An 18,207-nucleotide genomic window follows, 5' to 3' on the forward strand; every position below is an offset into this window, starting at 1 on the left:
TCAGAGTGCGAGCTCGAAGATCGCCTCGGAGAGGAACCCGGTGAAGCCGAGCTCCTCATTCACCCGCAGCATCGGCTGGTTCTCCTCGGCGTTCCAGGTGATGACATAGGGCGCCTCGGGGACCTCGACGCGCAGGCGCAGCAGGTTCGCCGCCTTGACGAGCTTCCCGAGGCGGTGGCCGCGGTGCGGGCCGGCGACGAGCGTGTCCCACTGCTCGACCGCGTTCGCCGGTGAAGCCGCCGGGCTGGCGAGCTCGTTGTAGGCGACGAGCTCTCCGCTGGGCAGATGCTCAGCGACAGCGAGGAACATCCGGTGCGTCACGGCGTATTCGGCGTAGGCGGCGCGGATCCGCTCGGCATCCCAGTTCTCGGCGACGATGTCGAGCCCGCCGTGGGGAATGTCGATCGACATGCGGCTGACGAGGGCCGCCATCGCCTCCAGGCGGTGCTCGGGAACTCCGCCCTCCCACAAGTGCACCCGATAATCGGACCCGGCAGACGCCTCGGCGTCGGCGAACGCGCGCTCGAGCAGCTCGGTGCTGCCGGTGAGCTCATACCGGGAGACCCGTTCGACCTGGCCGAGTGCCATCCCCAGGCCGCGTGCGAGGCGGACGCCGGGATGACCTGCAGGCACGACGCCGTGACCGGCGGGGGAGCGCAGCAGCTCCACGGCGCTCGGCTCGGTGAAGACCGGGGTTGTGACATAAGTGTGCACAAGCCGGGCGCCGGCCTGGCGGGCGGCAGTAAGTGCCGCCTCTGCGAGCCGGCGGCCGATGCCCTGACCGCGGTGGTCGGGGTGGACGAAGACGGTGAGCTCGGCGGCGGCTTCGGTGTCGCGCAGCTGCAGTCCCAGCCGGGCATGGCCGAGCGCGTCATCGCCGCGGCGGGCGAGCCACCGGCGGACGTGCATGTTCGTATTCGCGGCCTCGGAGCGGTAGTCCTCGGCCGGGTCGGTGTCCCATTCGCCGGAGCCGATGGTCTCGACGTTCCCGAGGTGGACGAGGCGGCGGTGGTCGAGCCAGTCCGGGTGGTCGGGTGAGGCGGGACGGGTGACCTCTGCAATGGTGCAGGCAGGCATGGAAGGGCCTTTCGAAAAGCGATGACAGTGATGATCAGGTGGGGTCGCTGAGACTGGCGCGGAGCGACGGTGCTCGACACGGAAGCCTCAGCGGGCAGGTCGGACTCAGACGTCCTGCAGCAGCGTGATGATCGTCATAATGCTCGACGCTACCACGGCCTGTGCCGGCGGGCAGTGTGCAGAATCCACCAATCCACCCGCGAGCACACTGGGGTCGCGCAGAATCGCCTTCACATCCGGGTATAGGCACGTAATTACGTGAGCGTACGTACATATGACCCCGCGGATTTCTGAGCGTACGCTGTGCACGACAACCCGACCTATTGATCCAAGGTTCATATAAACGAAAGCGGTTCCGGCCATGCATTCCATCCGGCGATTCCTCGTCGCAGCAGCCACCTCAGCAGCACTCATCGCCGCGCCCCTCTCCACCTCAGCGCTCGCCGCTCCGGCCCCGGGCGACACTGCCGTCGCCCCTGCCGCTGCAGACAGCAGCTGCGGTGAAGACGTCACCGACCTGTGGGACGACGTCCCCCAGGTCGGCAAGCGCAATGTCGTGACGACTGAGCATTCCGATTCAGTGGCGATGTGCCTGACCGGTGGTCAGATGCACATGTACAGCCTCGTCGACTGGGCACCGGAAGGGGGCAAGTACCGCCCGCACACCCGGCAGGCGGCGAGCTCGCTGTTCTTCAACGTCAATGACGCGCTGAAGATGACCCTGCCGGACGACCCGAAGTGGGAATTCACCGGAGCCGCCGGCAAGGAGGCATGGGTGGTTCCGCAGCAGCAAGACCACCAGGGCATCTGGGCCGGCTGGAACACCCAGGACATCAGGGACGCTGACGTCGACGGGCCGATCACCATGTCGATCGACCCGGCCAAGCCGAGTGTGCCCGAAGGTGCCCAGGTCGAGCTGTTCCAGTTCGGCACCTTCGGAGAAGCCAAGCGGATCCTGTCACTGTCCGACGATGCACACCGCACCTACCAGCAGATCCCCAACGCCCACGTCCACGCCAACTGGTCATTCACCCACCCGGGCATCTACAAGCTGCACTTCACCGCAACCGCCACCCCGAAGGGCGGGCAGCCGACGAGTGCCGGGCAAGACTACTACTTCGTCGTCGGTGACTACAGCGACTACGCCGACGAACTGACGGTGATTGACAACCCGCCGACTGAGGACCCGACCGAGGATCCCACCGGTGAACCGACGGACGATCCCAGCCAGACTCCTCCTGAGGACAGCGATCTGCCGCGGGTGAGCATCAAGGGCGACCGCACCCACTACCGCGTCGGCGATCCGGCGAACTTCTCAGCCGTGCTGCAGGACAGCGACCGCATCGGCGTGCTGTACTGGGAGACCGCCGCAGCCGGTGCGAAGCACTGGAACCGGCAGGGCAACAACGCCGACAACACGTACACGATCCGTGAGATCACCGACAAGCACGACGGTATGCGGGTGCGGGCGGTCTACCAGGTCGACGGCGGGGGAATCGCCGCCTCGAACGAGTTCGTCATCACGGTCCGCGGCTCCGCGAAGGATGACTCCGGAGACACAGGCGATGACGAGCCCGGCGGCGACGACACCACAGCACCTGACGAAACCGAATCGCCCGATGAGGGCGAGGGCTCTGATGGCGAGGGCTCTGAGTCCGAGGACAGGCAGGGCACAGACTCCAGCAGCAACGACTCGGGCAGCTCCGGCAGCGGTGCTGGCAGCTCCGGTTCCGGTGCCAGCGGAACCGGCGCCTCGGGAGCGGGACCCGGTGGCAAGACCTACGCCGTCTGCACCCCTGACTCGGCACCGAACGGACACGGCGGAACCGGGGCCTCCGGTGCCGGCGGAGCCGGAGGAGGTGCCGGCGGCGGTGCCGACGGTCAGGGCACCGAAGACGACGAAGCGCCCGCCGGTGAGCGCGTGCAGGTCTCCGATGGGCACTTCGACTTCGGCCCGCGGATGCGCGGCAACTCCGTCAAGGCACAGCTCAAGGACGACCGTGAGGCACCGCCGACCTGGCGGGATCCAGCAGACGTCGAGTTCCTCATCGGCGATGCGGCCAAGCAGCCGCTGCCGGAGAAGGGCTTCGACTTCGTCGGCAACCCCGGCGACGAGGTGTGGATGATCAGCCAGGTGCAGCAGGCAGGTGTGCCGTGGCTGGGCTGGAACACCCAGGATCCCGAGCTCGTCAACAACGCCTCGGCTGTCAACATGCGTCTCGACGCCCTCAACGGGCCCGGCAAGATGAATGTGTTCGTCGGCGGCGGCGGCTTCGGCGGCAGCGACGTCAAGCAGGTGTTCCAGAGCCCCGGTGACTCGTACGACATCCCGATGCGCACCCACGAGCACGGCTACTGGGTGTTCACCGCAGCCGGTCAGTACGCCGCTGACATCACCTTCACCGTCACGACCGCTGCCGGTGAGCAGCTGAGCGCCTCGGGCACCCTGCACTTCACCGTCGGCGGTGACGCCAACGCAGGCGGAGACGCCCACGCCGGCGGTGCTGTGGCGCAGGCCGCCGGCGCACAGCCGGGCCAGCCCGGCCAGCCGGGTCAGCCAGGTCAGCCGGGTCAGCCGGGAGATGCCGGCCAGCCGGGAGCCGATCCGAGCGCCTCAGCTGACCCGTCAGGTGCACCGGCCGGTTCCAGTACCTCGGGTGCGGCTGGCTCCGGGACGATGACCGACAAGGACGGCAACCCGGTCCCAGCCGGTGCCAAGATCCGCTACGTCGACTGCTCCAACCTGCCGCGCACCGGCACTGATGCGATCGGCTACTACGTCGCCGGCGGCGCGGTGCTCATCGCCCTGGGCGTGGTCCTCCTGTCCGCGCGCCGGAAGGAAGACAGCTGAGACGCATGCGTCAGCTGGCCGCACTGTGCACGACCCTGACCCTGACGCTCTCCGGGTGCGCGGCGAAGCCGCTGCTGAGCCCGCACCCGGAGGACGGCAGACTGCAGGTGGTGGCGACGACGAACGTCATCGCCGACATCGCCGCCCAGGTCGGGGGCGAGCACGTGCAGGTCGCCAGCCTCGTACCGCCGGGGGCGGACCCGCACTCCTATGAGCCGACGCTGCGCGATGTGCGCAACATCGTCTACGCCGACGTCGCGTTCTCCAACTATGTGCTGCTCGAAGAGCACAAGCTCATCAAGACCCTGGACTCCAACATCAGCCCGCAGGCGGCAAACGTCGCACTGGCCGAAGGTGCGGTGAAATACGCCGCCGAGGTGATCCCACTCGTCGAGGACGTCTCGCTCGACACCATCTGGCTGGGTCTGCGTGTTCACGGCGACGGCAGCCGGTTCGGCGCCGACCGCACCAGCGACATGCACCTGCGGCTGACCGGATTCTCCGGGCCGGGGACGATGCACGGCTTCCTCACCGAGGGCCTGGGCCAGACGTCGATGTACTTCGATACCAGTAACGGCGTCGATCCGAGTGAGGACGAGGCGGTGCTGCCGGCCAATGCGCACACGCATCTGAGCTGGGCGTTCTCCGCACCAGGCGTCTACACCGCGACCTTCGCCGGCAGCGTCCTGCCCAAGGCCGACGGGCCGCAGAAGCGGGTCGGGGAGGCGACGTTCACCTTCGTCGTCGGGCAGGATCCCGCCCAGATCCCCGAGCTGGCCGGCCGTCAGCGGCTCAACGGCGGGCATGCCGATGTCACGATGAACCTCGATGACAGGGCCATGGAGATCGTCTACGACGACACCAGAGGCGGGACGGTCGAGCACCGTCACATCCCCGCCTCCGATGCCGTCATCGAGGTGACGAACAAGGCCTGGCAGGAGATCCCGTCTGGTGCCGGGTTCCTCGGGCCGAAAGGGACCTCGGTGCACCTGCTGCCCCAGGCAGTGCTCGGCAAGCACGTGCACGGTGAGATCGACCCGCACCTGTGGCATTCGGTGACGAACGCGATCGCCTACGCCAAGCTCATCCGCGACACCTTCATCGCCGCAGACCCCGAGCACCGCGACGAGTACCACGCCACCGCCGAGGCCTACATCGACCGGCTCGATGCGCTCGATGACGAGGTGCGGCAGACGATCGCCGAGATCCCCGAGTCCCGCCGCCACTTGGTGACCACGCACGATGCGTTCGCCTACCTGGCCAAGGACTACGACATCCCGGTCGCCGGCTTCGTCACCCCGAACCCGTCGACCGAACCGTCGATCTCCGACATGGTGAGGCTCACCGACACGGTGCGCAACCTCAAAGTGCCTGCCGTGTTCCTCGAACCCCAGCTTGCCGCCCGCGCGCAGACGCTGCGCGAACTCGCCGCTGTCACCGGCATCGACGTCTGCCCGATCTACTCCGATGCCTTCGACGCAACCGTTACGACCTATGAAGAGCTCATGCGCTTCAACGCCCGATCACTCAAGAGGTGCCTGTCATGACCATCCGCTCCGTTTTCAGCTCCGCGTGCCTCGCCGCTGCCCTCGTCATCGGCCCGGCCGCCGTGCCGGCACTTGCCCAGCCTGCCGAGGACCCCAACCTCGAGCAGACCGTCACCGGTGAGGAGAAGCTCGTCGATGACGCGGCCGTCCTCGACGCCGGCCATGTCGACATCGGCCCCAAGGAGGTCGGCGAGGAATTCCAGCTCGTCATGCGCGATGACACCCAGGCCCCGCCGGTGTGGCGCAGCCTCGACAAGACCGTGCTCAAGGTCAACGACGCGGGCGCGAAGATGCCGATGCCCGAAGATGAGCAGTACTCCTTCATCGGTGCTGAGCCCGGCGAGGACGTGTGGCTGATCCCGCAGGTCGAGAAGCCCGGGCTCATCTGGGTCGGCTGGAACACCCAGGACCCGGCGTTCACGCAGACCGCCCAGCGCGGCATGAACCTCGAATACCACGGCATGCAGGGACCCGGTGACATGGTGCTGTACCTGCAGAACGGCAGCTTCGGCGCACCCGAACAGCTGTGGGACTCCCGGAAGGGTGCCGATCAGAAGATCTTCGTCGAGAACAACACCCACACCCACGCCAACTGGGTCTTCACCGAACCCGGCGTGTACCCCCTCGACATCGGCGTGTCCTTCACCGACGCCGCCGGCAACGAGGTCTCCTCCCGGCAGGTGCTGCGCCTGGCCGTCGGCGATGCAGCCAGCACCGATGAGGCGATGAGCGCCGAGTACACCGGTGATCAGGCTGGCGGCGCAGGCGACGCTGCCGGTGCGGATGAGGCCGATGCCGGCGCCGAGGCGGGGGCCGGCGGGGCGGCCGATCCGCTCATGTTCGTGCTGCTGGGTGTCGGTGCCGTGCTCATCGTCGTCGCCGCCATCGCCGTCATCGGCACTGCACGCGCCAAGAAGCGCGCCGCAGCAGCCCAGCGCTCCGGACCGGGGGCCGGCCAGTGAGACGGGCAGACGTCACCAGCCCGGCCACCGCCGCAGGCCCGGACCAGGCAGACACCCCCGCAGGCCCGGACCAGGCGCGAACCGGCCCGGGAACGGCGGCCACCGCCTCGGGCGCGGCACTGACGGTCACCGAGCTCACCGTCGACCTCGGCGGCAGGCCGGTGCTCACCGGCCTGAACCTCACCGTCGGCCACGGCCAGTTCCTCGGGCTGCTCGGCCCCAACGGTGCGGGCAAGACGACGCTGCTGCGCGCAATCCTCGGACTCCTCCCGCACCGCGGGGACATCCGCGTCGCCGGCAAGCCGGCTGCGGCACTGCGCGGGCGGATCGGGTATGTGCCTCAGCGCCACGAATTCACCTGGGACTTCCCGATCAGCGTCGAAGACGTCGTGCTCACCGGCCGGTCCTCACGCCTCGGCTGGCTGCGCCGGCCCCAGGTCGCCGACTACCAGGCCGTCAACACCGCACTCGCCCAGGTCGAACTCGACCACGTGCGCAAGCGCCCGGTCGCTGAACTCTCCGGCGGGCAGCGTCAGCGGGTGCTCGTCGCCCGCGCGCTGGCGATGGACTCCCAGCTGCTGCTCCTCGACGAACCGTTCACCGGCGTCGACATGCCGACCGCCGAACTGCTCACCGCGCTCTTCGGCCGGCTCGCAGCAGACGGCCGCACCGTCATCATGTCCACCCACGACCTGCCAGCGGCGATGGCGACGTGCACGCAGATCGCGCTGCTGCGCGGAACCATCCGCTGCCACGGCACCCCCGATGAGGTCCGCGACCCTCAGGCCTGGATGGACACCTTCAGCGTCTCAGCGACCTCACCGCTTCTCACCAGCATCGGACTGACCACATGAGCTTCTTCGACTTCCTCGCCGACCTCACCAACCCGATGCTCGCCTTCCTGCCCAAGGCGCTGCTCATGGCGGTTATGGCCTCGATCATCTGCGGCGTCGTCGGCACCTACGTCGTGCTGCGCGGCATGTCCTTCATCGGCGACGCCGTTGCCCACTCGGTGTTTCCCGGCCTGGCGATCGCCTTCGTGCTGCAGGGCTCGCTCGTCCTCGGCGGGGCAGTGGCCGGCGTGTGCACCGCGATCCTCGTGGCGATCTTCTCCCAGCACCGCCGGCTGAAGGAGGACAGCATCATCGGCGTGTTCTTCGTCGCCGCCTTCGCCGCCGGCATCGTCATCATCTCCCGGGCCCCCGGCTACGCCGGCTCCCTGACGGACTTCCTGTTCGGCTCCATCACCGGCATCCCCACCCGCGACGTCTACACCGTCGCGATCACCGGGGCGCTCATCATCACGCTGCTCGTCGTGCTGCACAAGGAACTCGTCGCCGTCAGCCTCGACCGCGACTTCGCCCGCGCCATGGGCCTGCCGGTGTTCTGGCTCGACATCGTCCTCTACGTGCTCGTCACCCTGGCGATCGTCGTGTCCGTGCAGACCATCGGCAACATCCTCGTCCTCGCCCTGCTCATCACCCCGGCCGCCGCCGCCCGCCTGCTGACCGACCGGCTCGTGACGATGATGATCCTTGCCCCCGTCATCGGCGCGCTCGGCGCATTCGCCGGCCTGTACCTGTCATGGGGCTTCGACCTGCCCGTCGGCGGCACCATCGTCCTCGTGCTCACCGCGGTGTTCCTGCTGCTGTGGATGTTCGCCCCACGCCACGGCCTGCTGCAGCGCAGCCGCCAGCGGGTGGTCGCCCATGCCTGAGACCCTCCGGCAGGCGGTATCGCTGCTGGTGATCATGCTGTTGGCCGCCGCTCATGTGCTGCTCGGCTCTGTGCCGGTGACCGCCACCGAGGCGCCGGGCACCGAACGTGCCGAGAGTCCGGTGTCGCTGACGGGCACCGGTGAGAGTGCCGGGCGCCTGCACGTCGACACACGCGGGTTCGCCGCTGCCGTCGGCCCGGTGACCGTCCTCCTCGACCGCTCGTCCGCGCCCGAGGCGGAACTCGCCGGCCGCAGGCTGCCGGCGGCAGTGCAGATGCGCCCGCAGACCACCGGCCACCTGCCGGTCACCGGGCTGAAGCCCGGCACCTGCTTGGGCGTGCGGGTTTCGGCTGTCGTCAGGAAGGGCGAGAAGACCCAGCGGGCCACGCTCGACACCGTCGTCACCACCAGCGGCACGGAGGCAGGCGACGCAACGGCCTGCCCGGGCTATGCCGCGCTGCCCCACATCGCACCGCAGCCGGTACCCACCCCGAAGGCGAAGGCCGGTCCAGGTGAGGGTTCCGTGCGCATCACCCCAGACGGCGCCTTCACCCGCGACGGCCGGGAGTGGGCGAAGGCCAGCGACCTCGACCGGAAGCTCAAGAAGCACGAGGACGGTGTGATCGCCGAGGACATCACCGTCGACATCGACCAGCTCACCGGCACCACCGCCTCGGGCGCGGACACCGCACATCAGCCGGGGCCCCGCGACTGGGTCGAGGTGCGCATCCGCAGCGCTGAGAAGGTGCAGCTGACGAACCCGGCCGACCCGAGCGGCACCCAGCAGCATCCAGGACGTGCGAAGTCCGTGACGATGCGCATGACCGACCCGACCCGGCTCGTCTTCGACGCCGCGTTCCCCACCACCGGCCCACACTGCCTGGGCATCGACATCGTCGCGGCAGGGAGGAAGGAACCGGCCGTTGCCACCACACTGCACTACGGGCTGCGCGGCGCTGATGCACGCGCCTGCCCGGACCCGCGCGCCCCCGACGCGGCCCCGGACGACGATGACCCCGAGGATTCCGACGATGCCGACGACAGCGACGACGACAGCGACGACAGCGACGGCGGGCCAGACGACGACACCGGCGACGGCGCGGACAGCGGCGATGGTGATCGCGACCCCGGCTCCGGTTCCGGCTCCGATCCTGAGGGTGGTCTGAGCCTAGAGGAGCGGCGCACGCTGGCCGACCAAGGGGCCGTGTTCGGCTCCGATATGGTCGCCTCTGCTCCGGTGCCCGGCCTGCCGCTCGTGCAGCGCATCAGCACCCCGGTGGTGCCGGCCTTCGGGCTCATGTGCACCCCGGCAGCCGCAGGCCAGCGCGTCCAGGTCCGCTCCGGGCTCACCCAGCTGGCCATCACCCACGACTTCACCGGCCCGTGCGCCGAACTCACCGACCTGCGCACCCACACCCCGATCACCCGCAAGCTCGCCGATGTCGACTACGTGCTCCCGGCCACCGCCACCCTCACCGTCGGCGGTGACGGACTCGGCGAAGTCGCAGAACCCGGTGACGAGCTGTGGGCCAGCTCCCAGGACGGGATGAGCGCACCGGCGATCGGCATCGCCGCCGTCGGCGGTCAGCTGCGCGGCACCGTCGAGGTCGGCATCGACACCGTCGCAGGGCCCGGTGATGCCGCCCTCATCGGCACCGATGAGTTCGGCGACACCTCGCTGCTGGCCGCCGCCGGATCGGCGATGAGCGTGCCGGCCGGCGGCACCGAGTTCCCCCGCTTCGCCTTCACCCAGCCGGGCACCTACACCGTCAACACCGTCATCCGCACCGGTAACAGCAGCACCTCTGCCCAGGAGATCGTCGTCCCGCTGCACTTCTCCGTCGGCGAGGTCGCCTCCCCAGTGGCGGCCAACACCGCGCTCGCCGCCCTGGTGGGAACCTGCACCGACGTGTCGATGGCCTCCACCCTCGCCCAGCCGGACCTGCCCGAACAGCAGCCCAGCCCCGACGCGGCACCACCCCCGGTCGTCACCGGTCCGGCTGCCTGGATGTGGCTGCTGGCAGGCCTCGGCATGGGCATCGCGCTCACCGCCGCCGGCTGGGGCACCCTGCTGCTCGTGCGCGACCTCAAACCCGGGAGGTCCACATGAAGCCGACCCGCCTGCGCGCCATCGGGCTCATCGCCTTCGGGCTGAGCCTGGCCGTGCTCACGATGCTCTTCCTCAGCGACCTCGTCGGCGCCCACCAGCGGGCGAGCGCCCAGTCACCGCACGACCCGCGCCCCACCGCCGAGGCGGTGCCCACCCCAGCACAGGACGCACCGGCCGGCCCGGACGCCGGTGGCGGAGCAGATGACGCCCAACTGCAGCGCACCCAGGTGTCCTCCCAGTGGATCGCCGACCAGTCCAGGCGCACCGGCATCCCCGCCCGGGTGCTGCAGAGCTATGTCGCAGCCGAGATCTGGGCGGCCCGCCAGTTCCCGCAGTGCGGGCTGCGCTGGAACACCCTGGCCGGCATCGGGTTCGTCGAATCCGCCCACGGCACCCTCGGCGGCACCTCGGTGACAGCCGCAGGAACTGCCGCCCAGCCGATCATCGGCCCACAGCTCAACGGCCGCGGACTGGCCCGCATCACCGACACCGACGGCGGCAGACTCGATCAGGACCGCGACTTCGACCGGGCAATCGGGCCGATGCAGTTCCTGCCGGCGACCTGGCAGGCTTTCGGCATCGACGGCAACGGCGACGGCACCGCGGACGCCCAGAACATCGACGACGCCACCGCCTCGGCGGCGAAGTACCTGTGCACCGGCCAGCGGAACCTCGCCACCCCGGAGGGCTGGACCCAGGCGATCCTCGCCTACAACCCATCCGATGCCTACGTGCGCGCGGTCTTCGACGCCGCCAACCGCACCGCCCACGCCAGCAGCGGCGCCCCGCTCACGCCACCGCCGGCAGCGGACAGCACCCAGCCGCCGGGCACCCGTGACCCGGGCACCGGCTGAGAGGCGGGGGAAATCCCCACCTGAGGCGGCGGGCACCTCCATCCCGGCAGCTCGTGGCAGCGACGAGAGTGGAAGCACAGCTTCGACCTTGAGGAGTCGCCATGACCATCCCGGCTGTCGCTGCCGCACCCGCCCGCACCCCGGACAGCTCAGCCCGCGATCGCGTGGAGGCTGCCGCAAGCATCCCCGCTGACGTCACCGCCATCGGCGCCGTCCTGCTGCTCATCAGCACCGCTGCGGTCGTGCCGTTCTGGCTCGGCGCCGATCCCGGGCTCCTGCCGGTCGTCATCCTCGCCGTCGCCTGGACCCCCGCCCTTGTGTGCTTCATCGCCCACCGCATCACCCGGCTGCGATCCGCGCCCGAGGCGGCGGTGCGCTTTCGCCGGCAGGCGGTGCTGACGAGCGGGCATCCATGGCGCGGCAGTCTCGCAGCGGTCCTGGTGCTGCTGTCGGTTGCGGCGGTGTCGACCGGCATCGGCGCGCTGGCCGGCTGGCAGCCGCTGGACATCGGCACGGACGCACCGGCAGTCCTCACGCTGCTGCCGCTGGCAGCAGGGCTGATGGCCATCCAGGTCACGGGTGAGGAGATCGCCTGGCGCGGCTACCTGCACACCCGGCTCGCAGGCCTCGGCACCGGCACCGCGGCAGGGGGGATCGCGGTGTTCTGGGTGCTCTGGCATGCCCCGCTCATGCTGACGTACCTGCACCTGGGCGAGATGAGCGAGCGGGCTGTGATCGTCACGCTCATGAACCTCGGGCTCGCCTCTCTGACGCTGTCCGCCCTGCGGGTGCTCAGCGGTTCGGTGGTCCCGGCGATCATCGCCCACACGGTGCTCAACACCGTCTTCGTCTTCATCGCCTCGAACCTCGTGGTTGCGCAGACGGGCCTGTCAGACACCGCCTTCTGGCTCACCGCGGCCACCGGCTGGGCGTGCTGGGCGATCGCAGCTCTTGGACTGGCGATCGCCCAGCAGCGCCGCACTCACCGGCAGGAGGCCGGTCAGCTCACCTTCTGATCCTCCGCGTGCTCGGCCTCAGCATCAGCCGAGGCCGAGGCCCCGCCGATGTCGCCGACCCGGCGGCCGCGCAGCCGGCCGATCATCGTGTAGACGAGTGCGGCGGCGAGCACGATGTAGAGGATGATCGACAGCGGCGAGGAGAAGAAGGTGGCGTAGCTGCCGCCGGAGCTCAGCAGCGCATCGCGGAAGTTCGTCTCCGCCAGCGGGCCGAGCACCATTCCGATCATGAGCGGGGCCAACGGCACTCCGTAGCGGCGCAGCACGAGACCGAGGACGGCGATGACGAGCAGCAGCGCCAGGTCGAACACCGACGAGGAGGTCGCGTAGACGCCCAGGCCGCAGAACACGGCGATGCCGGCGTACAGGTGCGGGGCCGGGATCTTCATGAGGCTCGCCCACACGCTGGCCAGCGGCAGGTTGAGGATGAGCAGCACGATCATCGCGATGAAGAACGACGCCAGCAGTGCCCACACGAGCTCAGGTGCCCGGTCGAACAGCAGCGGGCCGGGCTGCAGACCGAACTGGCGCAGTGCCGCCAGCATGATCGCTGCGGTCGCTGAGATCGGCAGGCCGAGGGCCAGCAGGGCGCCGATGGCCATCGCCGTCGTCGCGTTGCCCGCCGCCTCGGGGCCGGCGATGCCGCGGATGGCACCGCGCCCGAACTGCGGGTCCCTGCGGTTCCTGTCGAGGCGCTTCTCCAGCCCGTAGGACAGGAAGGTCGGCACATCGGCACCGCCGACCGGGATGACGCCGAAGGGCAGGCCGATCGCGGTGCCGCGCAGCCAGGCCGGCATCGACTCACGGAATTCCGATCGCGACAGGAACGGCCGGCCGGTCTCAGGGGTCTGCGTCAGGTGCTCGGTGCGCCGGATCCGGGAGGCGATGTGGAACACTTCGCCGAGGGCGAGGATCGCAACGGTGACGGTGACGAGTGAGATGCCGTCGAACAGTCCGGGCAGACCGAAGGTCATCCTCTCTGTGCCGGAGACCGAGTCGATGCCCACCAGTGAGATGCCCACGCCGAGCACGAGGGCCGAAAGCCCCTTGAGCACCGAGTCGGCCACGACCGAGGAGGTTGCGACGAAGGCGAAGAGGGCCAGGGCGGTGTATTCGGCGGGCCCGAAGTTCGTGGCGAAGTCCGCCAGCGCCGGAGCGAAGAACACGACGACGACTGCGGAGACGATGCCGCCGATGAACGCGCCGATCGCCGCGGCCGCCAGCGCCTGCGGGGCGCGGCCTGCCTTGGCCATCCGGTGTCCTTCGATCGAGGTGGCGATCGCTGATGGCTGGCCGGGGGTGCCGGCGAGGATGCCCATCGTCGAGTCGCCGAACAGCCCGCCGAAGTACACCCCGGACATGAGGATGAGCGCACCGGCCGGGTCGAGGGCAAAGGTCATCGGCAGCAGCAGCGCGACCGCCATCGACGAGCCGAGACCGGGCAGCACGCCGACCGCGGTGCCGAGCAGGCAGCCGACGAACACCCACAGGAGGTTCATCGGGGTGACGGCCTCGGCGAAGCCGCCGAAGAGGGACATGAGACTGTCAAGCATCACAGACCTCCGAGGATGCCCGAGGGCAGGTTGAGACCGAGCGAGACGTCGAGCGCCAGATAGATGATCGAGGACACGGTGAGCGCGACCGTCGCATCGAACAGCGGCTTCGTCGAGCCCATTGCGCGCGTGACGCACCAGTACAGGCCCGCGGCAGCGAGGATCCAGCCGAGCGGTTCGAGCAGGAGCACGAAGCCGGCGAACCCGCCGATCGCCCACGCCAAGGAGGCGTAGTCGCTGAAGGTGCGGTAGCGGCCCTGGGCTGCGGCGATGTCATCCGGGTCGGCCGACGTGCCGCCGGCGACCGCTCCGCCGGCCTCGACCGGGGCCTCGGGCGTGCGGATGTAGGCGATGGTCAGCAGCGCGGCGAGCAGGTAGCTGGCGATCGCGATGACCATCGGCACGAACTGCGGGCCGGGCTTGTCGGCGTCTTCGGCAACCTGCATCGTCAGCACGCCGTAGAGCATGTACGTGCCGAAGGCGGCCATGATGAGCGCGAGGACGAGCCCGGAACGGCCGGTCCACCAGGACCTGCTGCCGGCTGCGGCAGCAGCATCGGCGCTGGCAGTGCCCGGCGTGTGGGCGCCGGTGTGTGCGGGGGTCTCGTTCACAGTCCCAGCTCCTCAAGCAGCTCGGCGGTGTTCTTCTGGTCCTCGGCGAGGAAGTCCTCGAAGTCCTCACCGGTCATCCACGCATCAGTCCACGAGTTGCGCTGGAGCGCGTCTTTCCACTCTTCGCTGTTGCGGGTCTCCTCGAGCATGGCGAGGAGTTCGGTCTTCTCCTCATCGGTGATGCCGGGGGCGGCGAGCATGCCGCGCCAGTTTCCCATGACGACGTCGACGCCCTGGTCGACCATCGGCTCGACGTCGACCCCGTCGAGCGGTTCCGGCGCGGTCAGCCCGAGTGCTTTGACGCGGCCGGCCTCGACCTGGTCGGAGACCTCGTTGTAGCCGGTCGAGGCGACATCGGTGGTGTCGGAGAGCAGCGTCTGGATCGCCTCACCGCCGCCGGACTTCGGGATGTAGGTGATGTCCTTGCCGTCGATGTCGGCTTCCTGGGCGAGCCGGGCGACGACCTGGTGATCGAGCGAGCCGGCCGAACCGCCGGTCCAGCGGAAGCCGCTCGGGTCGTCCTTCCACGCCTCGAGCAGGCCGGGGATGTCATCGTAGGGGGCGTCGACTGGGGCGATGACGACGTCGTAGTCCTCGGCCATCCGGGCCAGCAGGGTGACGTCGTCGAAGCCGACCGGGGAGTCGTTGAGCTCGATGCCGCCGGTCATCGCCGAACCGGTGGCCATGATCGTCGATGCTTCCCCGTTCATGGTGGAGAACCGGGCCAGCCCGATCGTGCCGCCGGCGCCCGGGATGTTGACGACCTGGGCGTTGCGGGCGACACCGGACAGGCGCATCGCCTGCTGCTGTTCGCGTACGAACGAGTCCCAGCCGCCGCCGGCTCCGGCCGGGGCGATCATCGTCAGCCCGGCGCGCAGGTCACCGGCCTGGCTGGAGGAGGAGAAGGAGAAGAATGTCGCGGTGGCGATCGCGATGACGGCGATGATCGCGTAGATCGTCAGTGCGATCTTCTTCCCAGGCGAGGCGGAGCCGCGCGTCTGTGTGCTGCCTGAGGTCGGTGGACTGCCCACGTTCGGTTGTGTCCCTTCGGATCCGGCACGCGGCAATGCTGCACATCGCCCGCGCCACTGCGGTTGCGGTCGCTAAATTCTATGCACCTGCTCAGACTGTGTCGAGGATCATCTCAGCTGGCGCAACACAGCTCGCCGAGCGGGTCGAACGCCCCGGGCCCGAGGCGGTTGGGGCGGGTATACGATGACAGCACAACCGGCAGCACGTGAGAGAGGCGCAGGCAGACAGGCAGATGAACAGGGCACAGCAGTCCTCGCACATGTGGCTGTGGCTGCTCGTGGCAGCCGCCGTATGCACGCAGACCGGTGTGTACCTGCTGCGTCCGGTGACGACGTACAAGCTCATCGACCTCGGCGCCGGGGCGACCTCTGTCGGTCTCGTCACCGCGATCTACGCCCTCGTTCCGCTCGTGGCGGCACTCGCCCTCGGACGGCTGTCGGATCGCACCACCCGGCTGCGGCTCATGGTCCTTGTCGGCGCGCTCATTCTCGTCGCCGGCGGCGTGCTACTCGCGCTCGCCCAGTCACTCGTACTCGTGGCAGTGGCCAATGCGATCCTGGGCATCGGCCACCTCGTCTTCACGATCGCCGGACAGTCCTCGATCGCCCGCTACGCGCGGGCCGACCAGCTCGACTTCGGCTTCGGCTGGTTCACCGCCGCCTACTCCGCCGGGCAGATGATCGGTCCGCTCGGCGTCACCCTGCTGCTCGGCAGCCAGGCCGCCACCCGGACCGGCGAGGTGTCGCTGGCGCTGTGGCTCGGTGCGATCATCACCGCCGGTGCGGTGCCGCTCATGTTCTTCAGCTCCCGGGCCTTCCAGCCCCGCCAGCAGGGATCGACCGGTCCCGAGGCGGGGGAGCGGACTGCAGACCCGCAGCCGGAGACGGACGCACCGGACACGACGGAGCCGGAGAAGGCGCGCGTGCGTTCGATCCTGTCCAACGGCGACATCCGGGCGGCGATGCTGTCGTCGCTGGCGCTGCTGGCCGTCCTCGACATCCTCGTCGCCTTCCTCCCGCTCGTCGGCGAGGAGCATGGTGTCGCCCCGGCCTGGATCGGCGTGCTGCTGGCAGTCCGCGGTGTCTCCTCGATCATCTCGCGCGTGTTCCTGCCGTACTTCTCCCACCGCTTCGACCGCCGCCTGCTCGTCTTCGTCAGCGTGCTCGGTGCCGGGCTGTCACTGATCTTCCCGCCGATCGTGCTCGACTGGATGTGGCTGGCAGCGCTGCTGATGCTCATCAGCGGATTCTTCCTCGGTCTCGGGCAGCCGCTGACGATGGCGCTCATCACTTCATCGGTGCCCTCGGCCTGGCGCGGTTCGGCCCTGGCGATGCGGCTGATGGGCAACCGCATCGGCCAGGTCGCGATGCCGCTCATCGCCGGTGTCATCGCCGCGCCGGCTGGCCCGGCCGCGGCGATCTGGTGCGGTTCGGCGCTGCTGCTCGCGGCCGCCGGCCACCAGTACCACCGCAACCGCGTGGGCGGTGTGGACTGACACAGACCTGGCGCTCAGATCCCGAGCAGCAGTTTGGCGATGCCGAAGTAGATGAGCAGACCGGAGGCGTCGACGAAGGTGGTGATGAACGGGTTGGAGAACACGGCTGGGTCCGCCCGCAGCGCCTGCGCTGCCATCGGCATGACTCCGCCGACGGTGGCGGCCATGGTGCACACGCAGATGAGGGTGAGCCCGATGACGAGTCCGATGTGGAAGTCGTACACCGCAGTTGTGAGCAGGAACCCGAGCGTGCCGAGCGAGACGCCGAGCGTGAGCCCGACGAGGAACTCTCGGCCGATGACCTTGAACGAGTCCCGCGGCGACACATCGCCCAGCGCCAGGGCACGCGTGACCGTCGTTGCCGCCTGATTGCCGGTGTTGCCGCCGGTGCCGATGAGCAGTGGGACGAACACCGAAAGCACGAGCATCTGGCTCAGTGTGGCCTCGAAGACCTCCAGCACCTGCACCGTCAGCGTCGCCCCGATGGCGAGCACGAGCAGCCAGATGATGCGCGAGCGCATGAGCGTGATCACAGAGGTCGACATGTACGGCCGGCGCAGCGGCTCCGAACCGGACATGCGCGCCAGGTCCTCGGACTCCTCGTCCTCGAGCACCGTAAGCGCATCATCGATGGTGAAGATGCCGACGAGCCGCTGCTCGGAGTCGACGACCGGCATTGCGAGCACCTTCGCCTCCGCACACCGGCGGGCAGCGGTCTCGATCGGGGTGCGGGCGTGGACCATCTCGGGCTTGACCATGAAGTCGCGCACGAGCGTGTCCGGTGCGGCTTCGATGACATCGCGCAGGCTCACCACACCGGTGACGATCCGGTCGGCGGTGAGCACCGGGATCGTGTACAGCGTCTCCGAGTCCTTCGACCGCGCCCGCACATGCTCCATCACCTCGGCAGCGCTGGCGGTCTCGAGCACGTGGATGAGCTGCGGGCTCATCCGGCGTCCCACCGAACCGCGCGGATAACCGAGGACAATGCTCGTCAGCTCCCGCTGCGACCGATCAAGGGTGCGCAGCATCTTCGAGGCGACCCCGGCCGGCAGCTCATCGAGCAGTTCGACGGCGTCATCGGGATCGAGCTCGTCGAGGACGGCGGTGACCTCTTTGTCCGTCAGACCGATGACGAGCTCACCGCGCAGCTCCGCGTCGAGGGCGTCGAAGACCTGGGCGGCGCGGTCCTTCGACAGCAGCCGGTAGACCACCGCCCGGTCGCGCGGGTTCATCCGCTCGATGACCGCGGTGACATCGCTGACGGTCATCTCATCGAGGGTGTGGGTCATCGCATAGACGTCGTTGCGGTCGACTGCCTCCTGCAGCGACTGCTCATAACTGGCGCGCAGCTCCTCAATCCGCATGTTCCAACACCCTCC

At 69.1% G+C, this 18,207-nt stretch carries 14 protein-coding genes; 9 read left to right on the top strand and 5 right to left on the bottom strand.

Annotated elements, in window-relative coordinates; translation table 11 throughout:
* Window positions 1-1,077: a GNAT family N-acetyltransferase gene (locus H9634_RS01275; RefSeq protein ID WP_191725017.1), complete on the bottom strand. Its 1,077-nt coding sequence runs from the start codon at window positions 1,075-1,077 to the stop codon at window positions 1-3.
* A 361-nt stretch (window positions 1,078-1,438) separates the two neighbouring features.
* Between H9634_RS01275 and H9634_RS01280 the strand changes: the two genes are divergently transcribed.
* The 8 genes from H9634_RS01280 (at window position 1,439) to H9634_RS01315 (ending at window position 12,134) form a co-directional block, all read left to right on the top strand.
* A complete protein-coding gene (locus tag H9634_RS01280) occupies window positions 1,439-3,928 on the top strand; it encodes a choice-of-anchor M domain-containing protein (protein WP_191725018.1) in 2,490 nt (829 codons plus the stop codon).
* A 5-nt stretch (window positions 3,929-3,933) separates the two neighbouring features.
* Window positions 3,934-5,475 (top strand): anchored repeat ABC transporter, substrate-binding protein, encoded by a 1,542-nt coding sequence (locus H9634_RS01285; RefSeq protein ID WP_191725019.1) that lies wholly within the window; start codon window positions 3,934-3,936, stop codon window positions 5,473-5,475.
* Window positions 5,472-6,437, top strand: a complete 966-nt coding sequence (locus H9634_RS01290; protein ID WP_191725020.1) for a choice-of-anchor M domain-containing protein — start codon at window positions 5,472-5,474, stop codon at window positions 6,435-6,437. The genes H9634_RS01285 and H9634_RS01290 overlap by 4 nt, the downstream gene beginning before the upstream one ends.
* Window positions 6,434-7,291 carry an anchored repeat-type ABC transporter ATP-binding subunit gene (locus H9634_RS01295; protein WP_318244958.1) on the top strand — a complete coding sequence of 286 codons (858 nt, stop codon included), beginning with the start codon at window positions 6,434-6,436 and terminating at the stop codon, window positions 7,289-7,291. The genes H9634_RS01290 and H9634_RS01295 overlap by 4 nt, the downstream gene beginning before the upstream one ends.
* Window positions 7,288-8,154 carry an anchored repeat-type ABC transporter permease subunit gene (locus H9634_RS01300; RefSeq protein WP_191725021.1) on the top strand — a complete coding sequence of 289 codons (867 nt, stop codon included), beginning with the start codon at window positions 7,288-7,290 and terminating at the stop codon, window positions 8,152-8,154. Before H9634_RS01295 ends, H9634_RS01300 begins: the two co-directional genes overlap by 4 nt.
* The gene (locus H9634_RS01305; protein WP_191725022.1) at window positions 8,147-10,264 is read left to right on the top strand and encodes a hypothetical protein; all 2,118 of its coding nucleotides are present in this window, start codon (window positions 8,147-8,149) and stop codon (window positions 10,262-10,264) included. Before H9634_RS01300 ends, H9634_RS01305 begins: the two co-directional genes overlap by 8 nt.
* Window positions 10,261-11,118 (top strand): lytic transglycosylase domain-containing protein, encoded by an 858-nt coding sequence (locus tag H9634_RS01310; protein WP_191725023.1) that lies wholly within the window; start codon window positions 10,261-10,263, stop codon window positions 11,116-11,118. The genes H9634_RS01305 and H9634_RS01310 overlap by 4 nt, the downstream gene beginning before the upstream one ends.
* A 101-nt stretch (window positions 11,119-11,219) precedes the next feature.
* Entirely contained in the window at window positions 11,220-12,134 is a 915-nt protein-coding gene (locus H9634_RS01315) for a CPBP family intramembrane glutamic endopeptidase (RefSeq protein ID WP_191725024.1), read from the top strand.
* On the opposite strand, the gene H9634_RS01320 is transcribed toward H9634_RS01315, so the two are convergent.
* The 3 genes from H9634_RS01320 to H9634_RS01330 are packed head-to-tail and all read right to left on the bottom strand — an operon-like array spanning window position 12,119 to window position 15,329.
* Window positions 12,119-13,687 carry a tripartite tricarboxylate transporter permease gene (locus tag H9634_RS01320; RefSeq protein ID WP_191725025.1) on the bottom strand — a complete coding sequence of 523 codons (1,569 nt, stop codon included), beginning with the start codon at window positions 13,685-13,687 and terminating at the stop codon, window positions 12,119-12,121. The two genes, H9634_RS01315 and H9634_RS01320, sit on opposite strands and share 16 nt — an antisense overlap.
* A complete protein-coding gene (locus tag H9634_RS01325; RefSeq protein ID WP_318244959.1) occupies window positions 13,687-14,298 on the bottom strand; it encodes a tripartite tricarboxylate transporter TctB family protein in 612 nt (203 codons plus the stop codon). The genes H9634_RS01320 and H9634_RS01325 overlap by 1 nt, the downstream gene beginning before the upstream one ends.
* The gene (locus tag H9634_RS01330; RefSeq protein ID WP_318244960.1) at window positions 14,295-15,329 is read right to left on the bottom strand and encodes a Bug family tripartite tricarboxylate transporter substrate binding protein; all 1,035 of its coding nucleotides are present in this window, start codon (window positions 15,327-15,329) and stop codon (window positions 14,295-14,297) included. Before H9634_RS01330 ends, H9634_RS01325 begins: the two co-directional genes overlap by 4 nt.
* 233 nt (window positions 15,330-15,562) lie before the next feature.
* Here H9634_RS01330 and H9634_RS01335 point away from each other — a divergent pair, with 233 nt between their 5' ends.
* A complete protein-coding gene (locus tag H9634_RS01335; protein ID WP_225210446.1) occupies window positions 15,563-16,825 on the top strand; it encodes an MFS transporter in 1,263 nt (420 codons plus the stop codon).
* A gap of 14 nt (window positions 16,826-16,839) precedes the next feature.
* Here the strand turns inward: H9634_RS01335 and mgtE are convergent, their stop codons facing one another.
* Window positions 16,840-18,192: a magnesium transporter gene (gene mgtE / locus H9634_RS01340; RefSeq protein ID WP_191725026.1), complete on the bottom strand. Its 1,353-nt coding sequence runs from the start codon at window positions 18,190-18,192 to the stop codon at window positions 16,840-16,842.
* Window positions 18,193-18,207 lie beyond the last annotated feature (15 nt).

Source organism: Brevibacterium gallinarum (assembly GCF_014836885.1).
Taxonomy (GTDB): domain Bacteria; phylum Actinomycetota; class Actinomycetes; order Actinomycetales; family Brevibacteriaceae; genus Brevibacterium; species Brevibacterium gallinarum.

Bases quoted from the DNA above. Each gene is read 5' to 3' on its own strand.
- H9634_RS01275 (WP_191725017.1), bottom strand. From the start codon at position 1,077: ATGCCTGCCTGCACCATTGCAGAGGTCACCCGTCCCGCCTCACCCGAC.
- H9634_RS01280 (WP_191725018.1), top strand. From the start codon at position 1,439: ATGCATTCCATCCGGCGATTCCTCGTCGCAGCAGCCACCTCAGCAGCA.
- H9634_RS01285 (WP_191725019.1), top strand. From the start codon at position 3,934: ATGCGTCAGCTGGCCGCACTGTGCACGACCCTGACCCTGACGCTCTCC.
- H9634_RS01290 (WP_191725020.1), top strand. From the start codon at position 5,472: ATGACCATCCGCTCCGTTTTCAGCTCCGCGTGCCTCGCCGCTGCCCTC.
- H9634_RS01300 (WP_191725021.1), top strand. From the start codon at position 7,288: ATGAGCTTCTTCGACTTCCTCGCCGACCTCACCAACCCGATGCTCGCC.
- H9634_RS01305 (WP_191725022.1), top strand. From the start codon at position 8,147: ATGCCTGAGACCCTCCGGCAGGCGGTATCGCTGCTGGTGATCATGCTG.
- H9634_RS01310 (WP_191725023.1), top strand. From the start codon at position 10,261: ATGAAGCCGACCCGCCTGCGCGCCATCGGGCTCATCGCCTTCGGGCTG.
- H9634_RS01315 (WP_191725024.1), top strand. From the start codon at position 11,220: ATGACCATCCCGGCTGTCGCTGCCGCACCCGCCCGCACCCCGGACAGC.
- H9634_RS01320 (WP_191725025.1), bottom strand. From the start codon at position 13,687: ATGCTTGACAGTCTCATGTCCCTCTTCGGCGGCTTCGCCGAGGCCGTC.
- H9634_RS01335 (WP_225210446.1), top strand. From the start codon at position 15,563: ATGAACAGGGCACAGCAGTCCTCGCACATGTGGCTGTGGCTGCTCGTG.
- mgtE (WP_191725026.1), bottom strand. From the start codon at position 18,192: ATGCGGATTGAGGAGCTGCGCGCCAGTTATGAGCAGTCGCTGCAGGAG.